This window comes from Pseudomonas sp. TH49 (assembly GCF_016650625.1).
Classification (GTDB): Bacteria; Pseudomonadota; Gammaproteobacteria; order Pseudomonadales; family Pseudomonadaceae; genus Aquipseudomonas; species Aquipseudomonas fluorescens_H.
The window spans coordinates 3,707,869-3,730,339 of the sequence record NZ_JAEKFL010000001.1; the positions used below are offsets into that span (position 1 = coordinate 3,707,869).

Sequence of the window (22,471 nt, forward strand, 5' to 3'; positions counted from 1 at the left end):
TTCAAACAGTTTTCGGGAGGAGGCGCTCGAACAGCGCCTCTACAGTATTAAAGCGCTCTTCCGGGCGTTCCATCGGCACCTGGAACTTGAACATCGTGGCGCCTTCGAATTTGTAGCGTTTTGGCTGAGTCTGGATCAGTTTGATCAGGGTCATCGGGTCGACCGGCGTCTGCGCGGCGAACTCGATACGTCCACCCTGCGGCCCACCGTCGACCTTCTTGATGCCCAACTGCTCGGCCTGCAACTTCAGTGCGGTAATGCGCACCAGGTTCTTGGTCGGCTCAGGCAGCAGGCCGAAACGGTCGATCATCTCCACTTGCAGATCCTTCAGGCCTTCCTCGTCGGTGGCCGAAGCGATGCGCTTGTACAGAATCAGACGGGCGTGAACATCCGGCAGATAGTCTTCCGGAATCAGCGCGGGCACCCGCAGGTTGACCTCCGGGCCTCCGCCGAGCGGTTGATCGAGGTTCGGCTGTTCGCCCTTGCGGATCGACTTCACTGCGCGCTCGAGCATTTCCATGTACAGGGTGAAACCGACTGCCTGAATCTGCCCGCTCTGGCCATCGCCCAGCAATTCGCCGGCGCCACGGATTTCCAGATCGTTGGTCGCCAGCACGAAACCAGCGCCAAGATCCTGGGTATTGGCGATCGCTTCCAGACGCTTTTCCGCATCAGACGTGATTTGTTGGCGCGGCGGCGTCAGCAGGTAGGCATAGGCCTGGTGGTGACTGCGCCCGACGCGTCCACGCAACTGGTGCAATTGCGCCAGGCCGAACTTGTCGGCGCGCTCGATGATGATGGTGTTGGCGCTTGGCACGTCGATGCCGGTCTCGATGATGGTCGAGGCGATCAGCACGTTGAAGCGCTTGTGATAGAAGTCGCTCATCACCTGTTCGAGTTCGCGTTCGCGCATCTGCCCGTGGCCGATACCGATCCGCGCTTCCGGCACCAGTTCGGCGAGATCCGCCGCGCATTTCTCGATGGTCTTCACGTCGTTGTGCAGGTAGTAAACCTGACCGCCACGCAGCAGTTCACGCAGCAGGGCCTCTTTGACCGTGCTCTTGTTCTGCTCCATGACGAAGGTGCGCACCGACAGGCGTCGCGCCGGCGGCGTGGCGATGATCGACAGGTCGCGCATGCCCGACACCGCCATGTTCAGCGTGCGCGGAATCGGCGTGGCGGTCAGCGTGAGAATGTCGACTTCGCTGCGCAGGGCCTTGAGCTGTTCTTTCTGCCGCACACCAAAGCGGTGTTCTTCATCGATGATCACTAGACCGAGGTTTTTGATCTTCACGTCGTCGGACAGCAGCTTGTGCGTGCCGATGACGATATCGATCTTGCCTTCCGCGAGATCGGCGATCGCCGCGTTGACTTCCTTGGCCGATTTGAAGCGGCTCATCACTTCCACGGTCACTGGCCAGTCGGCGAAGCGGTCGCGGAAGCTGTTGTAGTGCTGCTGGGCGAGCAGGGTGGTCGGCACCAGAATCGCTACCTGGCGTCCGCCGTGCACGGCGATGAACGCGGCGCGCATTGCCACTTCGGTCTTGCCGAAACCCACGTCGCCGCAGACCAGACGGTCCATCGGCTTTGGCGCGAGCATGTCTTCGCGCACGGCTTCGATGGTCGCTTGCTGGTCCGGCGTTTCTTCGAACGGGAAACCGGCGCTGAACGTCGCGTAATCGGCTTTCGGGTCGGCAAACGCGTAGCCTTCGCGGGCGGCACGACGGGCATAGATGTCGAGCAGCTCAGCGGCGACATCGCGCACCTGTTCGGCGGCTTTGCGCTTGGCTTTCTGCCAGGTCTCGGAGCCGAGGCGGTGCAACGGCGCCAGCGCGTCATCGCTGCCGGTGTAGCGGGCGATCAGATGCAGGTTGGCCACCGGCACGTAGAGCTTGGCGTTCTCCGCGTATTCCAGGGTGAGGAATTCCGCCGCCTGATTGTCGATCTCCAGAATCGTCAGGCCGAGATAACGTCCGACGCCGTGGTCGATGTGCACCACCGGTGCGCCTTCGCGCAGCTCGGTGAGGTTCTTGATCACCGCATCGTTGTTGGCGTCGGCGCGCTTTTCGCGACGGCGGCGCTGCATGACTCGCTGACCGAACAGCGGGCTCTCGGCCACCAGCGCCAGCGCCGGGTCATCGAGCATCAAGCCTTCGTCGAGCGGCGCAATGGTGATCGCCAGACGATCCTTGCTCGAAACGAAGTCCGGCCAGCCGTCGACGGTTTTCGGCCGCAGCTTCAGACGTTCCAGCAGTTCCAGCAGGACTTCACGACGGCCCGCGGACTCGGCGGTGAACAGCACACGCCCGGGGAATTCATCGAGGAACGCCGAGAGCGCCGCCAGCGGTTGCGTGGCCTTGGCTTCGATCGCCAGGTTTGGCAGTGCCTGCGCCGGGAAGCGCTCGCGGCCGGCACCGGATTCGACGTCCTGCTGACTGGCGACGACCCGTGGCCAGCTCTTGAGGCGGGCGAAGCAGTCTTCCACCGGCAGGAACAATTCCGCAGGCGGCAATAGAGGGCGCGATGGATCGACGCGGCGCTCTTCGTAGCGATTGCGCACGTCGTTCCAGAAGTTTTCTGCTGCTTGTTCGATGCCCGGCAGCGAGAACACTTGAGTGTCCTGCGGCAGGTAATCGAACAGCGTCGAGGTTTCGTCGAAGAACAGCGGCAGGTAGTACTCGATACCGGCTGGGGTGATGCCGCTGCTCAAGTCCTGGAAGATCGGGCAGCGTCGGAAGTCGACATCGAAACGCTCGCGAAAGCGCGCCTTGAAGCGCGTGACTGCATCTTTCTGCAGCGGGAACTCGCGGGCCGGCAGCAGCTTGACCGAATCGACCTTGTCGATGGAACGCTGGTTTTCCGGATCGAAGGTGCGCAGGGTTTCGATTTCGTCGTCGAACAGGTCGATGCGATAGGGCAGTTTGCTGCCCATCGGGAACAGGTCGATCAGCGCACCGCGTACGGTGAACTCGCCGTGCTCGTAAACCGTATCGACGTAGCGATAGCCGCTGGCTTCCAGGCGCGAGCGCATCTGTTCGACATCGAGCTTCTGGCCGACATCCAGCACCAGACTGCTGCCGAGCAGGAATTTGGTTGGCGCCAGGCGGTGCAGGGCGGTGGTGATCGGGACCACCAGCACGCCGTGCGCCAGTTCCGGCAACCTGTATAGGCTGGCGATGCGCTGGGAAATGATGTCCTGGTGCGGCGAGAACAGATCGTACGGCAGGGTTTCCCAGTCGGGAAAATGCAGAACCGGCAAATCCGGGGCGAAGAAGCTCAGCTCCTGCTCCAGCCGTTCGGCACTCTGGCTGTCGGCGGTCAGTAGCAGCGTGAAGCGCTTGGCTGCGCTGGCAGCCTCGGCAATCGCCAGGCTGAGGGCGGCACCGGGCAAGTTGCCCCAATGCTGTTTACCTGCCGCGGCAGGGAGAAGCGGTAGACGCAGAACAGGCACGGAAGGTTGAGCTCCAGGCGTTGCGACAAAGTCGGTAATTGTAGCGGCGTCCGGTGCCGCCTGTCAGTTGCAGACTGCGTCTATCTTCGCGGTTTGCGCGAAATGTAGTGGTAACCATAAAAACGAGCACTTTTTTAGTGGTTATGTAGTGCCGAAATCGACTGGTGTTACGGAGGGTTACAGACATCGTCTAACAGTCGTCGAAAAATTGACTGCGCTGAAAGCCCCGGTTTTACTGGGCTGGCGCGGGGCGTAATTTTTTTGAACGGTATTTTGTTACCGATTGCGCGACAAGCGCGCATTGCTACAAGAGGTTCTCGGCGGCATAATGTAGCCCCTTTTTTCTGCCCCTACATGTGGAAGGTTCCCGTGACTCAGAAGCCCGACCAGTGTCTTGGTGAATGGATCGACCGTGAAGCACTCGCAGAAGCGATGATTCCGCTTATCGGTCAGCTCTACCGCAATAACAACGTGGTGAGCTCGATCTATGGCCGCAGCCTGATCAACCAGTCTGTCATCGCGATTCTCAAAGCTCACCGCTTTGCTCGCCACCGTTCCTCCGACGATAGCGAACTCTCCGTCCACGAAACATTCCCTCTGCTTAAAGCCATGAGCGAGCTCAAGCTCGGCGCGGCTTCGGTAGACCTGGGCAAGTTGGCGTTCAAATTCCGCAGCGAAGGCAATGGCCGCAGCGCCGAGCAGTTCGTTCGTGAAGAACTGGCTGACGTGGTTGGTCAGCAAAACGCTTCGGCCCGTAAAGGCACTGACGTTGTGCTGTACGGCTTCGGTCGTATCGGCCGTCTGCTGGCGCGCATCCTGATCGAGAAAACCGGTGGTGGCGACGGTCTGCGTCTGCGTGCCATCGTCGTGCGCAAGGGCGCTGAAAACGACCTGACCAAGCGCGCCAGCCTGCTGCGTCGCGATTCGGTACACGGCCCGTTCAACGGCACCATCGTCATCGACGAAGAAAACAACACCATCACCGCCAACGGTAACCTGATCCAGGTGATCTACGCGAAGAACCCGACCGAGGTGGATTACACCCAGTACGGCATCAAAGACGCGCTGCTGGTGGACAACACCGGTGTATGGCGTGACGCCGATGGCCTGGGTCAGCACCTGCAATGCCCGGGTGTTGCTCGCGTTGTTCTGACCGCGCCTGGCAAAGGCAAGCTGAAGAACATCGTTCACGGTATCAACCACAACGAAATCACCGCTGACGACAAGATCGTGTCCGCCGCTTCCTGCACCACCAACGCCATCGTGCCGGTGCTGAAGGCTGTGAATGACAAGTTCGGCATCATCAACGGTCACGTCGAAACCGTTCACTCGTACACCAACGACCAGAACCTGATCGACAACTTCCACAAGGGCGATCGCCGTGGCCGTTCCGCCGCGCTGAACATGGTGATCACCGAGACCGGTGCTGCCACCGCTGCTGCCAAGGCCCTGCCTGAGCTGGCTGGCAAGCTGACCGGTAACGCGATCCGCGTTCCGACGCCAAACGTGTCGATGGCCATTCTCAACCTGAACCTTGAGAAAGCCGCCAGCCGTGAAGAGATGAACGAGTACCTGCGCTACATGGCGCTGCACTCCGATCTGCACAAGCAAATCGACTTCGTCAACTCGCAGGAAGTGGTGTCCACTGACTTCGTGGGTTCGCGTCACGCCGGTGTGGTCGATGCTGAAGCAACCATCGTTCAGGACAACCGCGTTGTTCTGTACGTCTGGTACGACAACGAGTTCGGCTACAGCTGCCAGGTGGTTCGCGTGATGGAAGACATGGCCGGTGTAAACCCGCCAGCGTTCCCGCGCTAAGCCTTAGCTGCAAATGAAAACGCCCCGACTTTGGTCGGGGCGTTTTTTTATGCCTGCTGAATCTCTATTGCCTGTACCGGCCTCTTCGGGAGCAAGCCCCCTCCCACAGGTTTGGCGGTGTTCACATCATCGTGTTGGCACCACCGGACACTGTGGGAGGGGGCTTGCTCCCGAAGGCGTCCTATCGGGCGCCACCGACTATCGAGGCCTGCGCAGTCCGCAGCTCATGCTTGTTGCCACGGAACAGCACCAGCGTCGCAATCAGCCCCAGCACCGCCGCACCGCTGAGCCAGATCCCCGGCGCAGCCTTGTTGTCCAGCACATGGATCAGGTAAGTACAGGCCGCTGGCGTAAAGCCGCCAAAGGTCGCCGTCGCCAGGCTATAGGCCAGCGAGAACCCGGTCGTGCGCACTTCCACCGGCATGATTTCGGTCAGCGCCACCACCATCGCCCCGTTGTACGAGCCGTACAGGAACGACAGCCACAGTTCGACGATCAGCAAATGACTGAAGCTCGGGTTCGCCACCAGCCACGACAATGCAGGATAAGCGGTCAGGATTGCCAGAATGGTCGCCGCCAGCAGTAGGGGTTTGCGACCGATCTTGTCAGATACCGAGCCCATCACTGGCAGCCAGAAGAAGTTCGACAGGCCGATGCACACGGTCACCAGCAGCGCGTCGAAGTCCGACAGATGCAGTTCGGCCTTGCCGAAGGTCGGGGTGTAGGCGGTGATCAGGTAGAACGAAACCGTGGTCATCACCACCAGCGCCATGCCGGCGATGACGATGCCAAAGTTCTGACCGATCGAACGGACGATTTCGCGCAGGGTAGGGCGATGTTTACGCGCCTGGAATTCCGGCGTTTCTTCCAGCGAGCGACGAATCACGAAGATCACCGGAACGATCATGCAGCCGATCAGGAACGGCACGCGCCAGCCCCAGTCACCCATCTGTTCCGGGCTCAGCCAGTGGTTGAGACCCACCCCGAGCAGGCCGGCAAAGACCACCGCTGCTTGCTGGCTTGCCGACTGCCAACTGACGAAAAAGCCCTTGCGGCCCGGTGTGGCGATTTCCGCCAGGTACACCGAAACACCGCCCAGCTCGACGCCGGCCGAGAAGCCTTGCAGCAAACGACCGAATAGCACGATCAGCGGGGCGGCGACGCCGAGGGTGGCGTAGCCGGGGACACAGGCAATCAGCACCGTACCGGCAGCCATCAGCGCCAACGTAATGATCAGACCCTGGCGACGGCCATGGCGGTCGATATAGGCACCGAGGAAAATCGCTCCCAGCGGACGCATCAGGAAGCCGGCACCGAACGTCGCCAGGGAGAGCATCAGGGAAGCGAAGGCGCTGTCGGCCGGGAAGAAGGTTTTGGCAATGGCCGTGGCGTAGAAGCCGTAGACCATAAAGTCGAACATCTCGAGAAAATTGCCGCTGACAACGCGAAAAATCGCTTTGCCTTTGCCCGTGGTGGAGGACATTGGTTCGTACTCTCTGTTGGCTGTCTTATTGGAAATCCCTGAACTAGACACGTCCTCGCCGTCACGCGGCAAACTCAGGCAGTACCCGTGAACAGTTTTGTAACCATATGTGTATAAAGAACGTTAGGCAACAATTGGTTAGGGCACTGCTTAAACGATATAGCCATTAGCAGGGGCGTTTGGTGCCTGACTGGCGAATGAAGAACTCATGTAGGAGCTGCGGAACGCTGCGATCTTTTGATCTTGATTTAAAAGGTCAGGATCAAAAGATCGCAGCCTCGTTTCACTCGGCAGCTCCTACAGGTTCTGGCGCATAATCTTCAGCTTTGTGTGGGGAGTAGGGGATTTGTCTATAGGGAGGCTGATTGGCCTTTTGCTGCTGGTGGGCACTTTGTCCGGCTGCGGCAACGGCGATTCCATGGAAAGCTTCGGCGGCCCGACCATGGGCAGCACCTATTCAATCAAGTATGTGCGCCACGCCGGTCTTCCCGAGGTCGCGCAGGTCCAGCTTGAAGTGGAAAAAATCCTCACCGACGTCGATCAGCAGATGTCGACCTATCGCAGTGACTCAGACATCGAGCGCTTCAATGCTTTGCCGGCGAACAGCTGTCAGACCATGCCGGCTGCCGTGCTCGAATTGGTCCGTGTCGGCGAACAGCTGTCAGAGCAAAGCGAAGGTTCCTACGACCTGACCGTCGAGCCGCTGATGAACCTGTGGGGGTTCGGCCCGCAAGGGCGTGAAGAGAAAGTCCCCAGTCCCGCCGCACTGTCCGAAACCCTTGAGCGGGTCGGCTACCACCATTTGCATATCGACGGCGACCGCTTGTGCAAGGATGCGCCGGTCGAAGTCGACTTCAACAGCATCGCCGCCGGTTACGCCGTCGACACCATCGCAGCCAGGCTCGAGTCGATGGGGATCCATGACTATCTCGCCGAAGCCACCGGTGAGCTAAAGGCCAAGGGCAAGAAGCTTGATGGCTCCTCCTGGCGTATTGCGCTGGAAGAACCGCGAGACGATCAACAGGTGGCCGAACGGATCATTCGGGTCGACGGCTACGGCGTTTCCACCTCCGGTGATTACCGCAACTATTTCCTGCAGGATGGCCGGCGCTATTCCCACACCTTCGATGCGCGTAGCGGGGCGCCGGTCCTACACAACCTGGCGTCGGTCACGGTGATTCATCCTTCAGCGTTGATGGCCGATGGACTATCGACGCTGTTGCTGATTCTCGGGCCTGAAAGGGCTTGGGACTATGCCGAAAAACATGACATTGGTGCATTCTTCGTCATTCGTGCCGATACAGGTTTCGTTATCCGCACCAGTACGGCTTTCGAGCGCCTCAATCACGCAAAAGTTGACTGAAAACAGTACGAAAGCTGGCGTTGTAGTGCAGGCAAAAGTAGCCTACGACGCGACCAAGGGTTAATGTGCGCGGCGTTGACGCTTCTATAGACTGTGTCCGGGTTCTTTACTGACCCCCAATTGTTCCTTCGCGCCGCGATTCGGCGTGATTTAGCCGCCGGTGCTGCTGGCACCGCGGCCTGTTCTGAGGAGTACGCATGGCTGTCTACAACTACGACGTGGTGGTGTTGGGTTCCGGCCCAGCGGGAGAAGGTGCGGCAATGAACGCCGCCAAAGCAGGGCGCAAGGTGGCGATGGTCGATAGCCGTCGTCAGGTCGGCGGTAACTGCACCCACCTGGGAACCATCCCGTCCAAGGCCCTGCGTCACTCGGTCCGGCAGATCATGCAGTTCAACACCAACCCGATGTTCCGGGCGATCGGCGAGCCGCGCTGGTTCTCCTTCCCGGACGTGTTGAAAAGCGCCGAGAAAGTCATTTCCAAACAAGTCGCTTCGCGTACCGGCTACTACGCCCGTAACCGCGTCGACGTGTTCTTCGGCACCGGCAGCTTCGCTGACGAGCAAACCATCGAAGTGGTCTGCGCCAACGGTGTGGTCGAGAAGCTGGTGGCCAAGCACATCATCATCGCCACCGGTTCGCGCCCGTATCGTCCGGCGGACATCGATTTCAATCACCCGCGTATCTACGATAGCGACACCATCCTCAGCCTCGGCCACACCCCGCGCAAACTGATCGTTTACGGCGCCGGCGTGATCGGTTGCGAATACGCCTCGATCTTCAGCGGTCTGGGGGTACTGGTTGAGCTGGTGGACAACCGTGGTCAGTTGCTGAGCTTCCTCGACTCGGAAATCTCCCAGGCGTTGAGCTACCACTTCAGCAACAACAACATCACTGTGCGCCACAACGAGGACTACGATCGCGTTGAAGGTGTGGACAACGGTGTGATCCTGCACCTGAAGTCCGGCAAGAAGATCAAGGCCGACGCCTTGCTCTGGTGCAACGGCCGTACTGGCAACACCGACCAGCTCGGTCTGGAAAACATCGGCGTCAAGGTCAACAGCCGTGGCCAGATCGAAGTCGACGAGGCCTACCGCACTTGCGTGCCGAACATCTACGGCGCCGGCGACGTGATCGGCTGGCCGAGCCTGGCCAGTGCGGCCCACGACCAGGGTCGTTCGGCTGCCGGCAGCATCGTTGATAACGGTAGCTGGCGCTTTGTGAACGATGTGCCGACCGGCATCTACACCATTCCGGAGATCAGCTCGATCGGCAAGAACGAGCAGGAGCTGACCCAGGCCAAGGTGCCGTATGAAGTCGGCAAGGCGTTCTTCAAGAGCATGGCGCGTGCACAGATCGCCGGCGAGCCGCAAGGCATGCTGAAGATCCTGTTCCACCGTGAAACCCTGGAAGTGCTGGGCGTTCACTGCTTCGGTTATCAGGCGTCGGAGATCGTGCACATCGGTCAGGCGATCATGAGCCAGCCGGGCGAGTTGAACACCCTGAAGTACTTCGTCAACACCACGTTCAACTACCCGACCATGGCCGAAGCCTATCGGGTAGCGGCGTACGACGGCCTCAACCGGCTTTTTTGACGGGCTCCGGCCGGTGGCCTGAGCCGGCCGGGGAGACCGATTTCAGCAATTCTCGAGGGTGGCAGTGGCCAAACCGGGAAAGTCTGTAATCAGGCTGTCAACGCCGAAGTCGGCGAGTCTGCGCATCAGCGCAGGCTCGTTGACGGTCCACACCGAGACATGCAGCCCCTGACGCTGCGCCTTCTGCAGGCGTTCCGGCGTACACAGCGTCCAGTTCAGAGCCAGAATCTCACAGCCATAGCTGGCCGCGACCTTTAGCGGGTCGAGCCAGGCGTATTCGGCCACCAGCCCCCGCGACACGTCCGGCACCAGATCCAGCGCCGCCTTCAGCACTTCCCGCGAACTCGAAGTAATGGTGACCTTGTCCAGCAAACCATGACGCTGGGCCATCTCGCGAATCGCCAGCACGGTGGTCGCCGCGCGGGTGCGCGATGCACTTTTGACTTCCAGCTGCCAGTGCTCGAAATCACACTTCTCGAACAATTCTTCCAGTGTTGGAATCGGGCACGGCTTGATCCAGCCCGGGCCGCCCTTGCGCGCGTCGTAGGTCACCAGTTCGGCGGCGGTGTGCTCGACCACCTTGCCGCGCCGGTCGGTGGTGCGCTTGAGGGTCGGGTCGTGGATCACCATCAGCTCGCCGTCCTTCGACAGGTGCAGATCCAGTTCGCAACGGCGTACGCCGTGCTTGAGACATTCCTGAAAACTGGTCAGGGTGTTTTCCGGTGCTTCGCCCTTGGCGCCGCGGTGGCCGTAGATGAGGGTCACGGTGCTTCCTTAATTTAAATGCCTGATTCGTTCTGTTCACGGGCCAGGCGTCGTTCCTGGGCCTGTTTCTGCAAGATATAGCGGGCGAGCAACTGGCGCTGGGCGTCGGTCAAGTGTTCGAACTCGGTGCCGACGTCGTAGCCATCGCCCTTGCGGTCGCAATGGGTGACGCGGGCGCGCAGCAGCAGGCCCAGCGCCTGCGGCATCAGCACCAGTTTCACCGACAGGTGTGCGCCAGTGGCCAGCGCGGTCGGGTGCTGAAAATCGATCCCGCCTTCGGAGATGATCACCGGTTGCGGCTCGCCGATATGGCCGAGCACGGTCAGGGCGACCACCTGGCTGAGCAGGTCGATACGTTTGTTCTGGGATTTGAGGAACGCGGCGATGGCCCGGTCGCGCTCGCTGATCTGGCGCAACAGGTGCTGCGACTCGAATTCGCTCAGGTGCAGTTCGCTGAGCAGGTTGAACAGCGGGGAAGCATCCTGCAACACTTCCTGGCCAGCGGCTTCGGGAGCGGACAGGGGCCGAATTTCCAGTGCGATCGTGTCCTCGATACGGTAGTATTCGCGGCGATCTTCTTCATCTAATGTCGACATGGCGAACCCATGGTAGCGGCGGTGGTCTGAGTGTAAAGCTGGTTATCGACCCCCGCCACAAGGACGTTCCTTTTCCCTCCGAACAAGCCCCGACATGTTCAGACCTCTCTTCGTATTTATCGGCACGCGTTATACCCGTGCAAAGCGTCGCAATCATTTTGTGTCATTCATTTCCCTGACTTCGATGATCGGGCTCGCCCTTGGCGTGGTCGTGATGATCGTGGTGCTATCGGTGATGAACGGCTTCGATCATGAGATGCGCACCCGCGTGTTGGGCATGGTGCCCCACGCGACTCTTGAAACCGGCGAACCGATCAACGATTGGCAAAGCCTCGCCGCCAAGGTCAAGCGCAACCCGGAGGTGACGGCTGTCGCGCCGTTCACTCAGATGCAGGGTTTGCTGACCAACAACGGCCAGGTGTCCAAGGTGTTGCTCAACGCCATCGACCCCGCGCTCGAGCGCAATGTGTCGATCATCGACAACTTCATGAAGCAGGGCAAACTCGACGACCTGACGCCGGGCAGCTTCGGCATCGTCATCGGCGACAAGGCTGCGACCAAGCTCGGCGTGGGCCTCGGTGACAAGGTCACCTTCGTCGCGCCGGAGGTCAGCGTGACCCCGGCCGGGATGTTCCCGCGCATGAAGCGTTTCACCGTGGTCGGCATTTTTCATGTCGGCGCCGGTGAGCTGGACGGCTATCTGGGCGTCACCAACCTGCAGGATCTGGCGAAGATGCACCGCTGGAAACCTGATCAGGTGCAGGGCATCCGGTTGAAGTTCGATGATCTGTTCCAGGCGCCGCGCGTGGCCTGGACCATCGCCCAGCAACTGGGCGAAGACCATTACTACGCCCGCGACTGGACCCGCACCCACGGCAATCTGTATCAGGCGATCCGCATGGAAAAAGCCATGATCGGGCTGCTGTTGCTGCTGATCGTCGCGGTGGCTGCGTTCAACATCATTTCCACGCTGGTGATGGTGGTGAACGACAAGAAGAGCGACATCGCCATTCTGCGCACCCTCGGCGCTACGCCGGGGACGATCATGCGCACGTTCATGGTGCAGGGCACCGTGATCGGCGTGGTCGGCACCGCCATCGGCGCGGTGGTCGGGATTCTCGCGGCGTTGAACGTCAGCGCGGCGATTTCCGCCCTCGAAGGGCTGATCGGCCACAAGTTCCTCAACGCCGATGTGTATTTCATTGATTACCTGCCGTCGCAGGTGCAGAGCCAGGACGTGGTCATGGTCTGCGCGGCTGCGTTGGTCCTGAGTTTCCTCGCCACCCTGTATCCCGCCTGGCGTGCCGCGCGCACCCAGCCGGCGGAGGCGCTACGTTATGAGTGAGTCGGGCATGAGTGATAAAGCAATCTTGAGCTGCCGCAACCTCGGCAAATCCTACGAGGAAGGCCCGGAGTCGGTGCAAGTGTTGGCCGGTCTGCAACTGGAGTTGCACCCGGGCGAGCGTGTCGCGATCGTCGGCAAGTCCGGCTCGGGCAAGAGCACCTTGCTCAACCTGCTGGGCGGTCTCGATACGCCGACCGAGGGCAGCGTCTGGCTCGACGGTGAAGAACTGTCGGCCCTGAGCGAGAAGAAGCGTGGCCTGCTGCGTAACCGCGCCCTTGGGTTCGTGTACCAGTTCCACCACTTGCTGCCGGAATTCACCGCGCTGGAAAACGTCTGCATGCCGTTGCTGATCGGCAAGACTGCGATCCCGGAAGCACGTCAGCGCGCTACGGCGTTGCTCGAGCGCGTAGGTCTGGGTCATCGTCTGGAACACAAACCGGCCGAGCTGTCCGGTGGTGAGCGCCAGCGTGTGGCCATCGCCCGTGCACTGGTGAACAATCCAGGCCTGGTGATGCTCGACGAACCGACCGGTAACCTCGATTCGCACACCGCCGAAGGCATTCAGGACTTGATGCTGGAACTCAGCACTTCGATGCGCACCGCGTTCCTGGTGGTGACTCACGACATGAACCTGGCCCGCCAGATGGACCGCGTCCTGCAATTGCAGGAAGGCTGCTTGACCACCATCTGACCGACCGAAACCCGGTGCCTGAAAAGGCATCGGGTCTTTTATTTTTATACGGTGCCCCAGCGAATGTTCAGACCGTTATCGATCTTTATCGGCACGCGCTATACCCGCGCCAAACGCCGCAATCGCTTTGTTTCGTTCATCTCGATGACTTCGATGATCGGGCTCGCCCTCGGCGTGCTGGCGATGATCGTGGTGCTGTCGGTGATGAACGGTTTTCAGCGTGAGATGAGCTCGCGCATCCTCGGCATGGTGCCGCACGCGACCATCGTTGGCGTCAAGCCGATCGATGACTGGCAGCCAGTGGCCGCTGCCGCGCTGAAAAATCCCGAAGTGACCGCCGCCGTGCCGTTCACCGAGATGGAAGGCATGCTGTCCTACAAGGGCTCGATGCAGCCAATCCAGATCAGCGGTGTCGATCCGGCCCAGGAAGGCAAGGTGTCGATCGTGGCCCAGCACATCGTGCAGGGTCGTCTTGATGATCTGAAACCCGGCGAGTTCGGTGTGGTGATCGGTGAAATCACCGCGCGGCGCTTCCGTCTCAATGTCGGCGACAAGATCACCCTGATCGTCCCGGAAGTCAGCACCGCACCGGGGGGGATCACCCCACGCATGCAGCGCTTGAACGTGGTCGGTGTGTTCAAGGTCGGCGCCGAGCTGGACGGTTCGATGGGCCTGATCCACGTGGCCGATGCCGCGACCATGCAGCACTGGCAGCCGAATCAGGTGCAGAGCGTGCGCCTGGCGGTGAAGGACCTGTACGCCGCGCCGAAAGTCTCCTCGGACATCGCCGCGGGCCTCGGTGCCGACTTCAAGGCGGATGACTGGACCCACACCCAGGGCAGCCTGTTCAGCGCGATGAAAATGGAAAAAACCTTGATCGGCCTGCTGTTGCTGATGATCGTCGCCGTGGCGGCGTTCAACATCATCGCCACGCTGATCATGGTGGTGAACGACAAGGGCGCGGACATCGCGATCCTGCGCACCATCGGCGCCACGCCACGGCAGATCATGGCGATCTTCATGGTGCAGGGCACGGTGATCGGCATTGTCGGCACACTGATTGGCGGCGTGCTCGGGGTGATCGCGGCGCTCAACGTCAGTGAAATGGTTGGCTGGGTCGAGCGTGTCACCGGCCAGCACATCTTCAGTTCCGATGTGTACTTCGTCAGCAACCTGCCTTCGGAATTGCAGGGCGGGGATGTGCTGTTGATCTGCTCGGCAGGCTTTATTCTGAGCTTCCTGGCGACGGTGTACCCGGCGTTGCGGGCGGCGAAGATCGAGCCGGCTCACGCGTTGAGATATTCGTAAGCGCCAATACCGCCTTCGCGAGCAAGCCCGCTCCCACAGGGGATTTGTGTACGACGCAGATCCAATGTGGGAGCGGGCTTGCTCGCGAAGGGGCCGGACCTGCTGGCCTCAGACTCCCTTGGGCAACTCAATCACAAACCGCGTCCACCCCGCAGCCGATTCGCAATGAATCTGCCCTCCATGCGCGCGGACTATCGATTGGGTAATCGCCAACCCCAACCCAGCATGTTCACTGCTGCCTTCCTGCCGCGCCGGATCCGCCCGATAAAACCGGTCAAACAGCCGTGGCAACAGTTCTGCTGAAATGCCTTCGCCACTGTTCTCCACCGACACCTGCACCCTGTGCGGCTGATCGACGATGGACAAGCGCACGCTGCCCGTCGCCGGAGTAAAGCGCAGCGCGTTGTCCAGCAGATTCGACAAGGCCCGGCGCAACATATTGCGATCACCTTCCATGCGCGCATGACCTTCGCGGCTCAGCGTCACCCCGGCGTCCTCGGCCAATGGCGCAAAAAACTCCAGCAGCACATCGCTCTCATCCGCCAGTTCCAGCGCCTCACGCTTGGGCATCAGCAAACCGTGGTCAGCCTTGGCCAGATAAAGCATGTCATTGATCAGTTGCGCCATCCATTGCAGTTCTTCGAGATTGCTGTGCAGGGCTTCGCGGTAATCCTCGATCGGTCGCGGGCGGGTGAGGGTGACCTGGGTGTGGGTCAGCAGGTTCGACAGCGGTGTGCGCAGTTCATGGGCGATGTCGGCAGAGAACGCCGACAGCCGTTGAAACGAGTCGTCGAGGCGTCCGAGCATGGCGTTGAAGCTGTGGGCCATTTCCGCAAGTTCTGGCGGCATTTGCGCTTCCGGCAGTCGGGCGTTGAGCGAATGTGCGGAAATCCCACGCGCCACTGCACTCATGCGCCGCAGCGGACGCAAGCCGCTGCGTGCAGCCCAGGCGCCGAGCAGCGCGGTGGCCAGCGCCGACAGCCCGACGGTCAGCCAGATCAGGTGCTGCATGCGTTGCAAAAAGTGCTGGTGATGGGTGATGTCCAGCAGCAGTGTCAGTTGGGGCGTATCGGGTTTGTCCGGGTAGAGCGGAGCGTTGAGCACGCGATAGTCCATGCCGTCATTGCTGATGGTCGACAAGCCGGGCTGTTGCGGCAAGTCCTGTGGCACCTTGATCGAGCTGTCGTACCAGCGCTGGCCATCGGCCCCGGTGATGCGCAGCGAAAGATCGGCCTGCCGGCTGAGTTCATCGGCCAGCCGCGTTTCACTCTCGCTGGCCTGAACATCCTGCAAGGCACGGCGCAAACCGATCAGCTTGCCGTCGAGCAATTGCTGGTCGAGCTCAATGAAGTGCGCCTCGCTGGCGCGGTTGAACAACACCCCGGCGAACAGCGAGACCACGGCGGTGCAGGCGGCAAACAGCAAGGCCAGGCGCGAACTCAGGGACAGACGAGGCATCAGGCCGGACGCTCTTCAAGCACGTAACCCATGCCGCGCACGGTGTGGATCAGTTTGTTGGTGAAGTCATCGTCGATCTTCAGGCGCAGGCGCCGGATCGCCACTTCGATCACGTTGGTGTCGCTGTCGAAGTTCATGTCCCAGACTTGCGAGGCAATCAGCGATTTCGGCAGCACTTCACCCTGACGGCGCAGAAGCATTTCCAACAGGGCGAACTCCTTGGCGGTCAGGTCGATGCGCTGACCGCTGCGTTCGACCCGGCGGCGAATCAGGTCCAGACGCAGATCGGCCAGTTGCAGACTGGTTTCCTGGGGCAGGGCGCTGCCCCGGCGCAGCAGGCTGCGCACCCGGGCCAGCAGTTCGGAGAAGGCGAAGGGCTTGACCAGATAATCGTCGGCGCCGAGTTCGAGGCCGTGAACCCGGTCTTCCACGGCATCTTTGGCGGTCAGAAACAGTACCGGCGTGTCGAGGCCGGCAGTGCGCACCGCATGCAGGATCTGCCAACCGCTGCGCCCGGGCAGCATCACGTCGAGAATCAGCAGCGCATAATCGCCGCTCAAGGCCAGTTGCTGACCGCTGTTGCCGTCGGCCACCAGCTCTGTGTTGAACCCGGCCTCGGTCAGGCCCTGGCGCAGATAGTGGCCGGTTTTCGGTTGGTCTTCGACGATCAGCAGTTTCATGGGCGGCTCGGGTTGTAGAAACGAAAGCGTTATACCGTGAGAGCAGGCGACAGGCGCCAACCTGACAAAGTTGTAATCTGTCTGTCAGGTAGCTGCCAGCGCAGGCGGGCTAGAGTTTCCCACAGGCTGAACCTTTTCTTGTTGGAGTATGACTATGTTTTTGCGCAACCCTCTGGCCGTCGCCGCCTGTTTGCTGGCGCTGAGTTCACCTGTCTGGGCCGCACCCGCGCACAGCTATGACTTCGGCCAGCCGGCGCCAGCGGCCAAGGCCAGCCGCAACATCGAGGTGGTGCTGAACGACATGTCGTTCGAGCCGAAGGCGATTCAGGTCAAGGCCGGTGAGACGGTTCGCTTTGTGCTGGTGAATAAAGGCCAGTTGTTGCACGAATTCAACCTCGGCGACGCGGCGATGCATGCCAGGCATCAGCAGGAAATGTTGCAGATGCAGCAAAGCGGCATGCTCACGCCTACCGGCATGAAAGAAATGTCCCACGACATGGCCGGCATGGATCACGGCAGCATGGACCACGGCATGAAGCACGACGACCCCAACAGCGTGCTGGTCGAGCCGGGCAAGACCGCCGAGCTGACCTGGACCTTCAGCAAAGCCACCAGCCTGGAATTTGCCTGCAATATTCCCGGTCACTACCAGGCGGGCATGGTCGGCAAACTGACTGTCAGTCAGTAAGCACTCAAAGGCGGGCGCAAAGGCTGATAGAATCCGCTGATTCTTCAGTCAGGTTTCCGCCATGCATCCCGCAGCCGAACATTCGCCGCTGGGCAAATCCAGCGAATACATCGCCACTTACACGCCGTCCCTGCTGTTCCCGATTCCGCGTACCGCGAAATGGGCCGAGCTGGGCCTGACCGCCGAAACCTTGCCGTATAAAGGCGTGGATTTCTGGAACTGCTTTGAACTGTCGTGGTTGTTGCCATCGGGCAAACCGGTGGTGGCGATCGGTGAATTCAGCATTCCGGCGGATTCGCCGAACATCATCGAATCGAAGTCGTTCAAGCTGTACCTGAACTCGCTGAACCAGACGCCGTTTGCCGACATCACCAGCCTGGAAGCGACGCTGGTCAAGGACTTGTCGGCCGCTGCCGGCAAACCGGTCGGCGTGCGCGTGCGCAGCCTGAAAGATGTCGAAGCCGAAGGCGTCGTGGCGTTGCCGGGCGTGTGCATCGACGATCTGGATATCAGCGTCAGCAACTATGAGCATCCGCGTCCGGAACTGCTGCGTTGCGATGATTCGCGGATTGTCGAAGAGAGCGTGCACAGCCATCTGCTCAAATCCAATTGCCCGGTGACCAGTCAGCCGGACTGGGGCAGCGTGGTAGTCGAATATCGCGGCGCGGCGCTGGATCACGCGAGCCTGCTGGAGTACATCGTCAGTTTCCGCCAGCATTCGGACTTCCACGAACAGTGCGTGGAGCGGATCTTCCTCGACCTGCAACGTTTGCTGAAGCCAGAGAAACTGACGGTGTTTGCGCGCTATGTGCGTCGGGGTGGGCTGGATATCAACCCGTATCGCAGCACTGAAACGGTACAACTGCCGAACCATCGCCTGGTGCGTCAATGAACATCTGAAGGGTGGGAGCGGGCTTGCTCGCGAAAGCGGTGTGTCAGTTGATGATGCATTGGCTGACACACCGCTTTCGCGAGCAAGCCCGCTCCCACAATGACCGTGTTCACATCACGAATATGAAAAAGCCCTGCCAGACATGGCAGGGCTTTTTTGTATGGCGCGGGAATCAGATCCCCATGCTGCCCAGCGCATTGACGATATTGCGCAGGGTGCCGGCAATGGCCGGGTGTTCGACTTCGAAGCGTTCCACCGCCAGGTTCACACCGTCGGCGATGCTCGCGTCCTGAGTGGCAGTTTCCAGTTTGATTTCCGATTCAATCTGCGCCATCAGCGCACGCAGATCTTCACGCTCGGCTTCGGACAGCGGCGGATTCTGCTCCAGTTGCTCGCGCAGGGTATTGAGCTGTTCTTGAAGTTCACGGGCGGGCATGGTGTGGTTCCTTTTATCTAGAGGCACTGGCATTGACCACAGCCGCGCGCCAAAGGTCTATGGCTGACCTTTAGATTAATCCACTCTGCTGCAACCTGCATGATCCCGGTCAGGGCTTTTCGCCTTTGAGGCGGCGCAGGCTGATGTCGGCCAGGCAAGTGTCGAGTTCGCCCAGATGATCGATCACCGAGTGCACGCCGAGGCCAAACAACTGCATGGTCGCCTTGCCGCGCAGCTGCTCGCGTTCCTTCTGGCTCAAGGCTTGCCACTCGCTCGGCGCCAGGCCGCACAACGAGCCGCAGGACGCCAGGCCAATGGTCCACAACCCGGCGTTGAGGCCCGATTGCAGCAAGCGTGGCTCGCCGCTGACCAGCACGCAGCCATCCAGACGGCTGACGTTCAACCCCATCAGCGCCTGCCAGCAGGCGTTCGGCGCTGGCCATGGATTGATTGTTGCTGAATATTGCGTCGGTTTGATCCAACCCGGCAGCGAGGCCGCCAGCGGTTGCGCGAGGGCCGGGGGCAGCTCATCGATCCACGCACAGGGAATCTGCTGGCGCTGCAGGCTGAGCAGGCTGTCGAGGGCGCCGGGCGTGGCGTCGGCCTGTTCGGGCAGTACGCTGGCGTGTTGATGGGCGCGGGCACCGAAATCCACCAGACAGCCACTGAGTCCGAACAGCACGGCGGTCAGACCGGGTGCGGCGACAGGCAAGGCTTCAGCGTGTGTCATGGCAACGTCCCTGAAATAGTCATGAGGCTAGGGGACGGCGGTGACAGTTGGATGACAGACGTGTGAAGGGGCTTGGAAAGGTCCTACACGACTCTTCATTGGTAGACTGCCCAAAACGGCTTTTGCGCTTATACTAGCGGTCTTAACGCCTGGGCCCGGGTGCCCGCGCCAGTAAAAATCCAAGGAGTTTTTCTATGCGCTGGAGCAATCCTCTCGCTCAGCTATGTGTATGTGCCAGCGTCTTGCTGGTTCCGTTCGCCGCCAACGCCGCAACGGAAGAAGACCCTTGGGAAAGCGTCAACCGCCCGATCTTCCAGTTCAACGACTTCGTCGACACCTACGCGCTCAAGCCGCTGGCGCAGGGCTACGAGTACGTGACGCCGCAGTTCCTCGAGGACGGCATCCACAACATGTTCCGCAACGTCGGTGATGTCACCAACCTGGCGAACAACATTCTGCAGGCCAAACCGGCAGCAGCCGGTGTCGATACCGCGCGTATCATTTTCAACACCACCTTCGGCCTGCTGGGCTTCTTCGACGTCGGCACCAAAATGGGCCTGCATCGCAGCGACGAAGACTTCGGTCAGACTCTCGGTTACTGGGGCGTTGGCAGCGGTCCGTATGTGATGCTGCCGTTGCTCGGCCCTAGCACCCTGCGTGACGCACCGTCGAAGTACGTCGACAGCTACACCGCTCCGTATCGCTACATCAACGACATCCCGGTGCGTAACTCGACGTTTGGCCTGAACATCGTCGACACCCGCGCCAGCCTGCTGTCGAGCGAGAAGCTGATCAGCGGCGACAAATACACCTTCATCCGCAACGCCTACCTGCAGAACCGCGAGTTCAAGGTCAAGGATGGCAAGGTCGTAGACGATTTTTAATGTCGATCCATGACCAGAAGGCGGCCTCTTGAGGCCGCCTTTTTTGTGTGCGCTTATTTCATCTTCAGAATGGTCAGACCGAGTTTCTGGCTGTCACGGTCCTGGGGCTTAACCCAGACCACTTCAGTCTCGGCCTCCAGTCCGCTCAGCGCCGCGTGCTCGGAGTCGATGCGCACGCTCAAGCGGTCGCCGACCGCGAACTGGCGCGGTGCTTCAACCTGCATGCCACTGCTGGAGAGGTCGATGCACACGCCCGACACCTGATCCCCTTCATGAATCAACACCACATCGGCATCGACCCGCATGCGGATGAAATCGCGCTTTTCGCTGTAGTCCCGACCGGTTTGACTCATGGCTTTGACCTTCCATTGGGTTACGGTTTGAGCTGTTCTTATAACTCTCGGTGATTTGACAAGTAAAGTCGTCAAGCGACCATCGGCGCATGCTTGAAACGCCCCGCGGATGGGAGTACCGTCTGCGCCTTAGAAGGGCACCTCTGGTGCAATCGCGTTCCGGCTCAGTGCTCGAAAGCGGTGCAGCAGAGAGGCTAGAAAGCGAATCCAGTAGTCTGAGCCGGGCCGATGCCCCGCCTGCTACGCCAACCTAATTCTGGCGCCGTTTGCCCACATGCCAAAAACCAGTGCCACGCTGCTGATAATCGATGATGACGAAGTAGTGCGCGCGAGCCTCGCGGCCTATTTGGAAGACAGTGGTTTCAGCGTCCTGCAGGCCAGCAACGGCCAACAGGGTCTTCAGGTATTCGAGCAAGACAAGCCCGACCTGGTCATCTGCGATCTGCGCATGCCGCAGATGGGCGGTCTCGAATTCATCCGTCAGGTCACCGAGCGGTCACCGCAAACGCCGATGATCGTCGTTTCGGGGGCGGGCGTGATGAACGACGCGGTCGAGGCGCTGCGCCTGGGTGCAGCGGACTACCTGATCAAGCCTCTCGAAGACCTGGCCGTGCTCGAGCACTCGGTGCGTCGCGCGCTTGATCGTGCGCGCCTGTTGCTGGAGAACCAGCGCTACCGCGAGAAGCTGGAGAAGGCCAACCGCGAGCTCGAAGCCAGCCTGAACCTGCTCCAGGAAGACCAGAACGCCGGTCGCCAGGTGCAGATGAACATGCTGCCGGAAAGCCCGTGGCGCATTGACGAGTTCCAGTTTGCTCACCAGATCATCCCGTCGCTGTACCTGTCGGGTGATTTTGTCGATTACTTCCGCGTCGACGAGCGTCGGGTGGCTTTCTACCTGGCCGACGTCTCGGGCCATGGCGCCTCTTCAGCGTTCGTCACCGTGCTGCTGAAGTTCATGACCACGCGCTTGCTGTTCGAGTCCAAGCGCAACGGCACGTTGCCGGAATTCAAGCCTTCGGAAGTGCTTGGTCATATCAACCGGGGGCTGATCAGCTGTAAGCTGGGCAAGCACGTCACAATGGTCGGTGGAGTCATCGACGAGGAGACCGGTTTGTTGACCTATAGCATCGGCGGCCATCTGCCGTTGCCTGTGTTGTACACGCCTGACAGTGTTCGTTACCTCGAAGGCCGCGGTTTGCCGGTGGGCTTGTTCAATGAGGCCACCTACGAAGATCACGTGCTTGAGCTGCCTCCGACTTTCAGCCTGACGCTGATGTCCGACGGCATTCTGGATCTGTTGCCAGAACCGACGCTCAAGGAAAAAGAAGCTGCTTTGCCTCAACGGGTGAAGGCGGCGGGCGGCAGCCTGGATGGTCTGCGGCAAGTGTTTGAATTGGCCACGCTAGGGGAGATGCCGGATGATATCGCCCTGTTGGTGTTGAGCAGGAATCTTCAATGAGTACCGGTAGAATCCAGTTCGCCGAGCAGGACGGCACCTTCGTCCTGAAGTTCGTCGGTGAAGTTCGCCTGACCCTGTGTTCGGCGTTGGATGCGACTATTGAGAAAATCTTCACCGCGTTGAATTTCAACGCGATCGTGATCGATTTGACCGAAACCCGTAGCATCGACAGCACCACCCTCGGTCTGCTGGCCAAACTGTCGATCCTGTCGCGGCAAAAGGTCGGCCTGCTGCCGACCGTCGTCACCACCCACGAAGACATCACCCGTCTGCTGCAGTCGATGGGCTTCGAGCAGGTGTTCAACATCGTCAACCACCCGGTGCCTTGCCCCGAGTGCCTGGACGACCTGCCGGATCAGGATCAGTCCGAAGAAGTGGTGCGGATCAAGGTGCTCGAAGCGCACAAGATCCTCATGGGCCTGAACGACTCCAATCGTGAAGCCTTCCATGATCTGGTGAATGCCCTCGAAAGACACTGA

20 protein-coding genes are annotated in these 22,471 nt (G+C 60.4%); 11 read left to right on the plus strand and 9 right to left on the minus strand.

Features of this window, described 5'->3' with window-relative positions:
• Position 1: 1 nt before the first annotated feature.
• The gene (gene mfd, locus JFU48_RS16835) at positions 2 to 3,451 is read right to left on the minus strand and encodes a transcription-repair coupling factor (protein ID WP_103485789.1); all 3,450 of its coding nucleotides are present in this window, start codon (positions 3,449 to 3,451) and stop codon (positions 2 to 4) included.
• Positions 3,452 to 3,805: 354 nt separating this feature from the next.
• Here mfd and JFU48_RS16840 point away from each other — a divergent pair, with 354 nt between their 5' ends.
• The gene (locus JFU48_RS16840; RefSeq protein ID WP_003226583.1) at positions 3,806 to 5,269 is read left to right on the plus strand and encodes a glyceraldehyde-3-phosphate dehydrogenase; all 1,464 of its coding nucleotides are present in this window, start codon (positions 3,806 to 3,808) and stop codon (positions 5,267 to 5,269) included.
• A gap of 181 nt (positions 5,270 to 5,450) precedes the next feature.
• On the opposite strand, the gene tcuC is transcribed toward JFU48_RS16840, so the two are convergent.
• Positions 5,451 to 6,752 (minus strand): MFS transporter, encoded by a 1,302-nt coding sequence (gene tcuC, locus JFU48_RS16845; protein ID WP_003226582.1) that lies wholly within the window; start codon positions 6,750 to 6,752, stop codon positions 5,451 to 5,453.
• A gap of 346 nt (positions 6,753 to 7,098) precedes the next feature.
• On the opposite strand from tcuC, the gene JFU48_RS16850 reads away from it, so the two are divergent.
• Positions 7,099 to 8,115, plus strand: a complete 1,017-nt coding sequence (locus tag JFU48_RS16850) for an FAD:protein FMN transferase (protein WP_201136993.1) — start codon at positions 7,099 to 7,101, stop codon at positions 8,113 to 8,115.
• Positions 8,116 to 8,312: 197 nt separating this feature from the next.
• Positions 8,313 to 9,707 carry a Si-specific NAD(P)(+) transhydrogenase gene (sthA, locus tag JFU48_RS16855; protein WP_003226580.1) on the plus strand — a complete coding sequence of 465 codons (1,395 nt, stop codon included), beginning with the start codon at positions 8,313 to 8,315 and terminating at the stop codon, positions 9,705 to 9,707.
• Between the two features lie 42 nt (positions 9,708 to 9,749).
• On the opposite strand, the gene JFU48_RS16860 is transcribed toward sthA, so the two are convergent.
• Together JFU48_RS16860 and JFU48_RS16865 are read right to left on the minus strand one after the other, a co-directional pair.
• Positions 9,750 to 10,472, minus strand: a complete 723-nt coding sequence (locus tag JFU48_RS16860) for a glycerophosphodiester phosphodiesterase (protein ID WP_003226579.1) — start codon at positions 10,470 to 10,472, stop codon at positions 9,750 to 9,752.
• 14 nt (positions 10,473 to 10,486) lie between these two features.
• A complete protein-coding gene (locus tag JFU48_RS16865; protein ID WP_003226578.1) occupies positions 10,487 to 11,068 on the minus strand; it encodes a PilZ domain-containing protein in 582 nt (193 codons plus the stop codon).
• A gap of 94 nt (positions 11,069 to 11,162) precedes the next feature.
• Between JFU48_RS16865 and JFU48_RS16870 the strand changes: the two genes are divergently transcribed.
• The 3 genes from JFU48_RS16870 to JFU48_RS16880 all read left to right on the plus strand — a co-directional run bounded on the left by JFU48_RS16870 (position 11,163) and on the right by JFU48_RS16880 (position 14,412).
• The gene (locus JFU48_RS16870; protein ID WP_003226577.1) at positions 11,163 to 12,413 is read left to right on the plus strand and encodes a lipoprotein-releasing ABC transporter permease subunit; all 1,251 of its coding nucleotides are present in this window, start codon (positions 11,163 to 11,165) and stop codon (positions 12,411 to 12,413) included.
• A gap of 7 nt (positions 12,414 to 12,420) precedes the next feature.
• Complete coding sequence (lolD, locus tag JFU48_RS16875; RefSeq protein ID WP_177327499.1) at positions 12,421 to 13,104, plus strand: lipoprotein-releasing ABC transporter ATP-binding protein LolD; 684 nt, start codon at positions 12,421 to 12,423, stop codon at positions 13,102 to 13,104.
• 63 nt (positions 13,105 to 13,167) lie between these two features.
• Positions 13,168 to 14,412, plus strand: a complete 1,245-nt coding sequence (locus tag JFU48_RS16880; RefSeq protein WP_201136994.1) for a lipoprotein-releasing ABC transporter permease subunit — start codon at positions 13,168 to 13,170, stop codon at positions 14,410 to 14,412.
• A 108-nt stretch (positions 14,413 to 14,520) separates the two neighbouring features.
• On the opposite strand, the gene JFU48_RS16885 is transcribed toward JFU48_RS16880, so the two are convergent.
• Together JFU48_RS16885 and JFU48_RS16890 are read right to left on the minus strand one after the other, a co-directional pair.
• Positions 14,521 to 15,870, minus strand: a complete 1,350-nt coding sequence (locus JFU48_RS16885; RefSeq protein ID WP_201136995.1) for a heavy metal sensor histidine kinase — start codon at positions 15,868 to 15,870, stop codon at positions 14,521 to 14,523.
• Positions 15,870 to 16,550, minus strand: coding sequence for a heavy metal response regulator transcription factor (locus tag JFU48_RS16890; protein ID WP_201136996.1), 681 nt, complete (start codon positions 16,548 to 16,550; stop codon positions 15,870 to 15,872). Before JFU48_RS16890 ends, JFU48_RS16885 begins: the two co-directional genes overlap by 1 nt.
• A gap of 154 nt (positions 16,551 to 16,704) precedes the next feature.
• Between JFU48_RS16890 and copI the strand changes: the two genes are divergently transcribed.
• Together copI and queF are read left to right on the plus strand one after the other, a co-directional pair.
• The gene (gene copI, locus JFU48_RS16895) at positions 16,705 to 17,238 is read left to right on the plus strand and encodes a copper-resistant cuproprotein CopI (protein ID WP_201136997.1); all 534 of its coding nucleotides are present in this window, start codon (positions 16,705 to 16,707) and stop codon (positions 17,236 to 17,238) included.
• A 61-nt stretch (positions 17,239 to 17,299) separates the two neighbouring features.
• On the plus strand, positions 17,300 to 18,130 hold the full coding sequence (gene queF, locus JFU48_RS16900) for an NADPH-dependent 7-cyano-7-deazaguanine reductase QueF (protein ID WP_201136998.1): 831 nt from the start codon (positions 17,300 to 17,302) through the stop codon (positions 18,128 to 18,130).
• 172 nt (positions 18,131 to 18,302) lie between these two features.
• On the opposite strand, the gene JFU48_RS16905 is transcribed toward queF, so the two are convergent.
• Both JFU48_RS16905 and JFU48_RS16910 read right to left on the minus strand, forming a co-directional pair.
• On the minus strand, positions 18,303 to 18,566 hold the full coding sequence (locus JFU48_RS16905; protein ID WP_103485781.1) for a DUF4404 family protein: 264 nt from the start codon (positions 18,564 to 18,566) through the stop codon (positions 18,303 to 18,305).
• 109 nt (positions 18,567 to 18,675) lie between these two features.
• Entirely contained in the window at positions 18,676 to 19,296 is a 621-nt protein-coding gene (locus tag JFU48_RS16910; protein ID WP_003226562.1) for a hypothetical protein, read from the minus strand.
• A 194-nt stretch (positions 19,297 to 19,490) separates the two neighbouring features.
• On the opposite strand from JFU48_RS16910, the gene JFU48_RS16915 reads away from it, so the two are divergent.
• Positions 19,491 to 20,180 (plus strand): MlaA family lipoprotein, encoded by a 690-nt coding sequence (locus JFU48_RS16915; RefSeq protein WP_103485780.1) that lies wholly within the window; start codon positions 19,491 to 19,493, stop codon positions 20,178 to 20,180.
• Positions 20,181 to 20,233: 53 nt separating this feature from the next.
• On the opposite strand, the gene JFU48_RS16920 is transcribed toward JFU48_RS16915, so the two are convergent.
• A complete protein-coding gene (locus tag JFU48_RS16920) occupies positions 20,234 to 20,533 on the minus strand; it encodes a PilZ domain-containing protein (protein WP_201136999.1) in 300 nt (99 codons plus the stop codon).
• Between the two features lie 274 nt (positions 20,534 to 20,807).
• On the opposite strand from JFU48_RS16920, the gene rssB reads away from it, so the two are divergent.
• Both rssB and rssC read left to right on the plus strand, forming a co-directional pair.
• A complete protein-coding gene (rssB, locus tag JFU48_RS16925; protein WP_003226555.1) occupies positions 20,808 to 21,992 on the plus strand; it encodes a two-component system response regulator RssB in 1,185 nt (394 codons plus the stop codon).
• Positions 21,989 to 22,471, plus strand: a complete 483-nt coding sequence (gene rssC / locus JFU48_RS16930; protein WP_003226553.1) for an anti-sigma factor antagonist RssC — start codon at positions 21,989 to 21,991, stop codon at positions 22,469 to 22,471. Before rssB ends, rssC begins: the two co-directional genes overlap by 4 nt.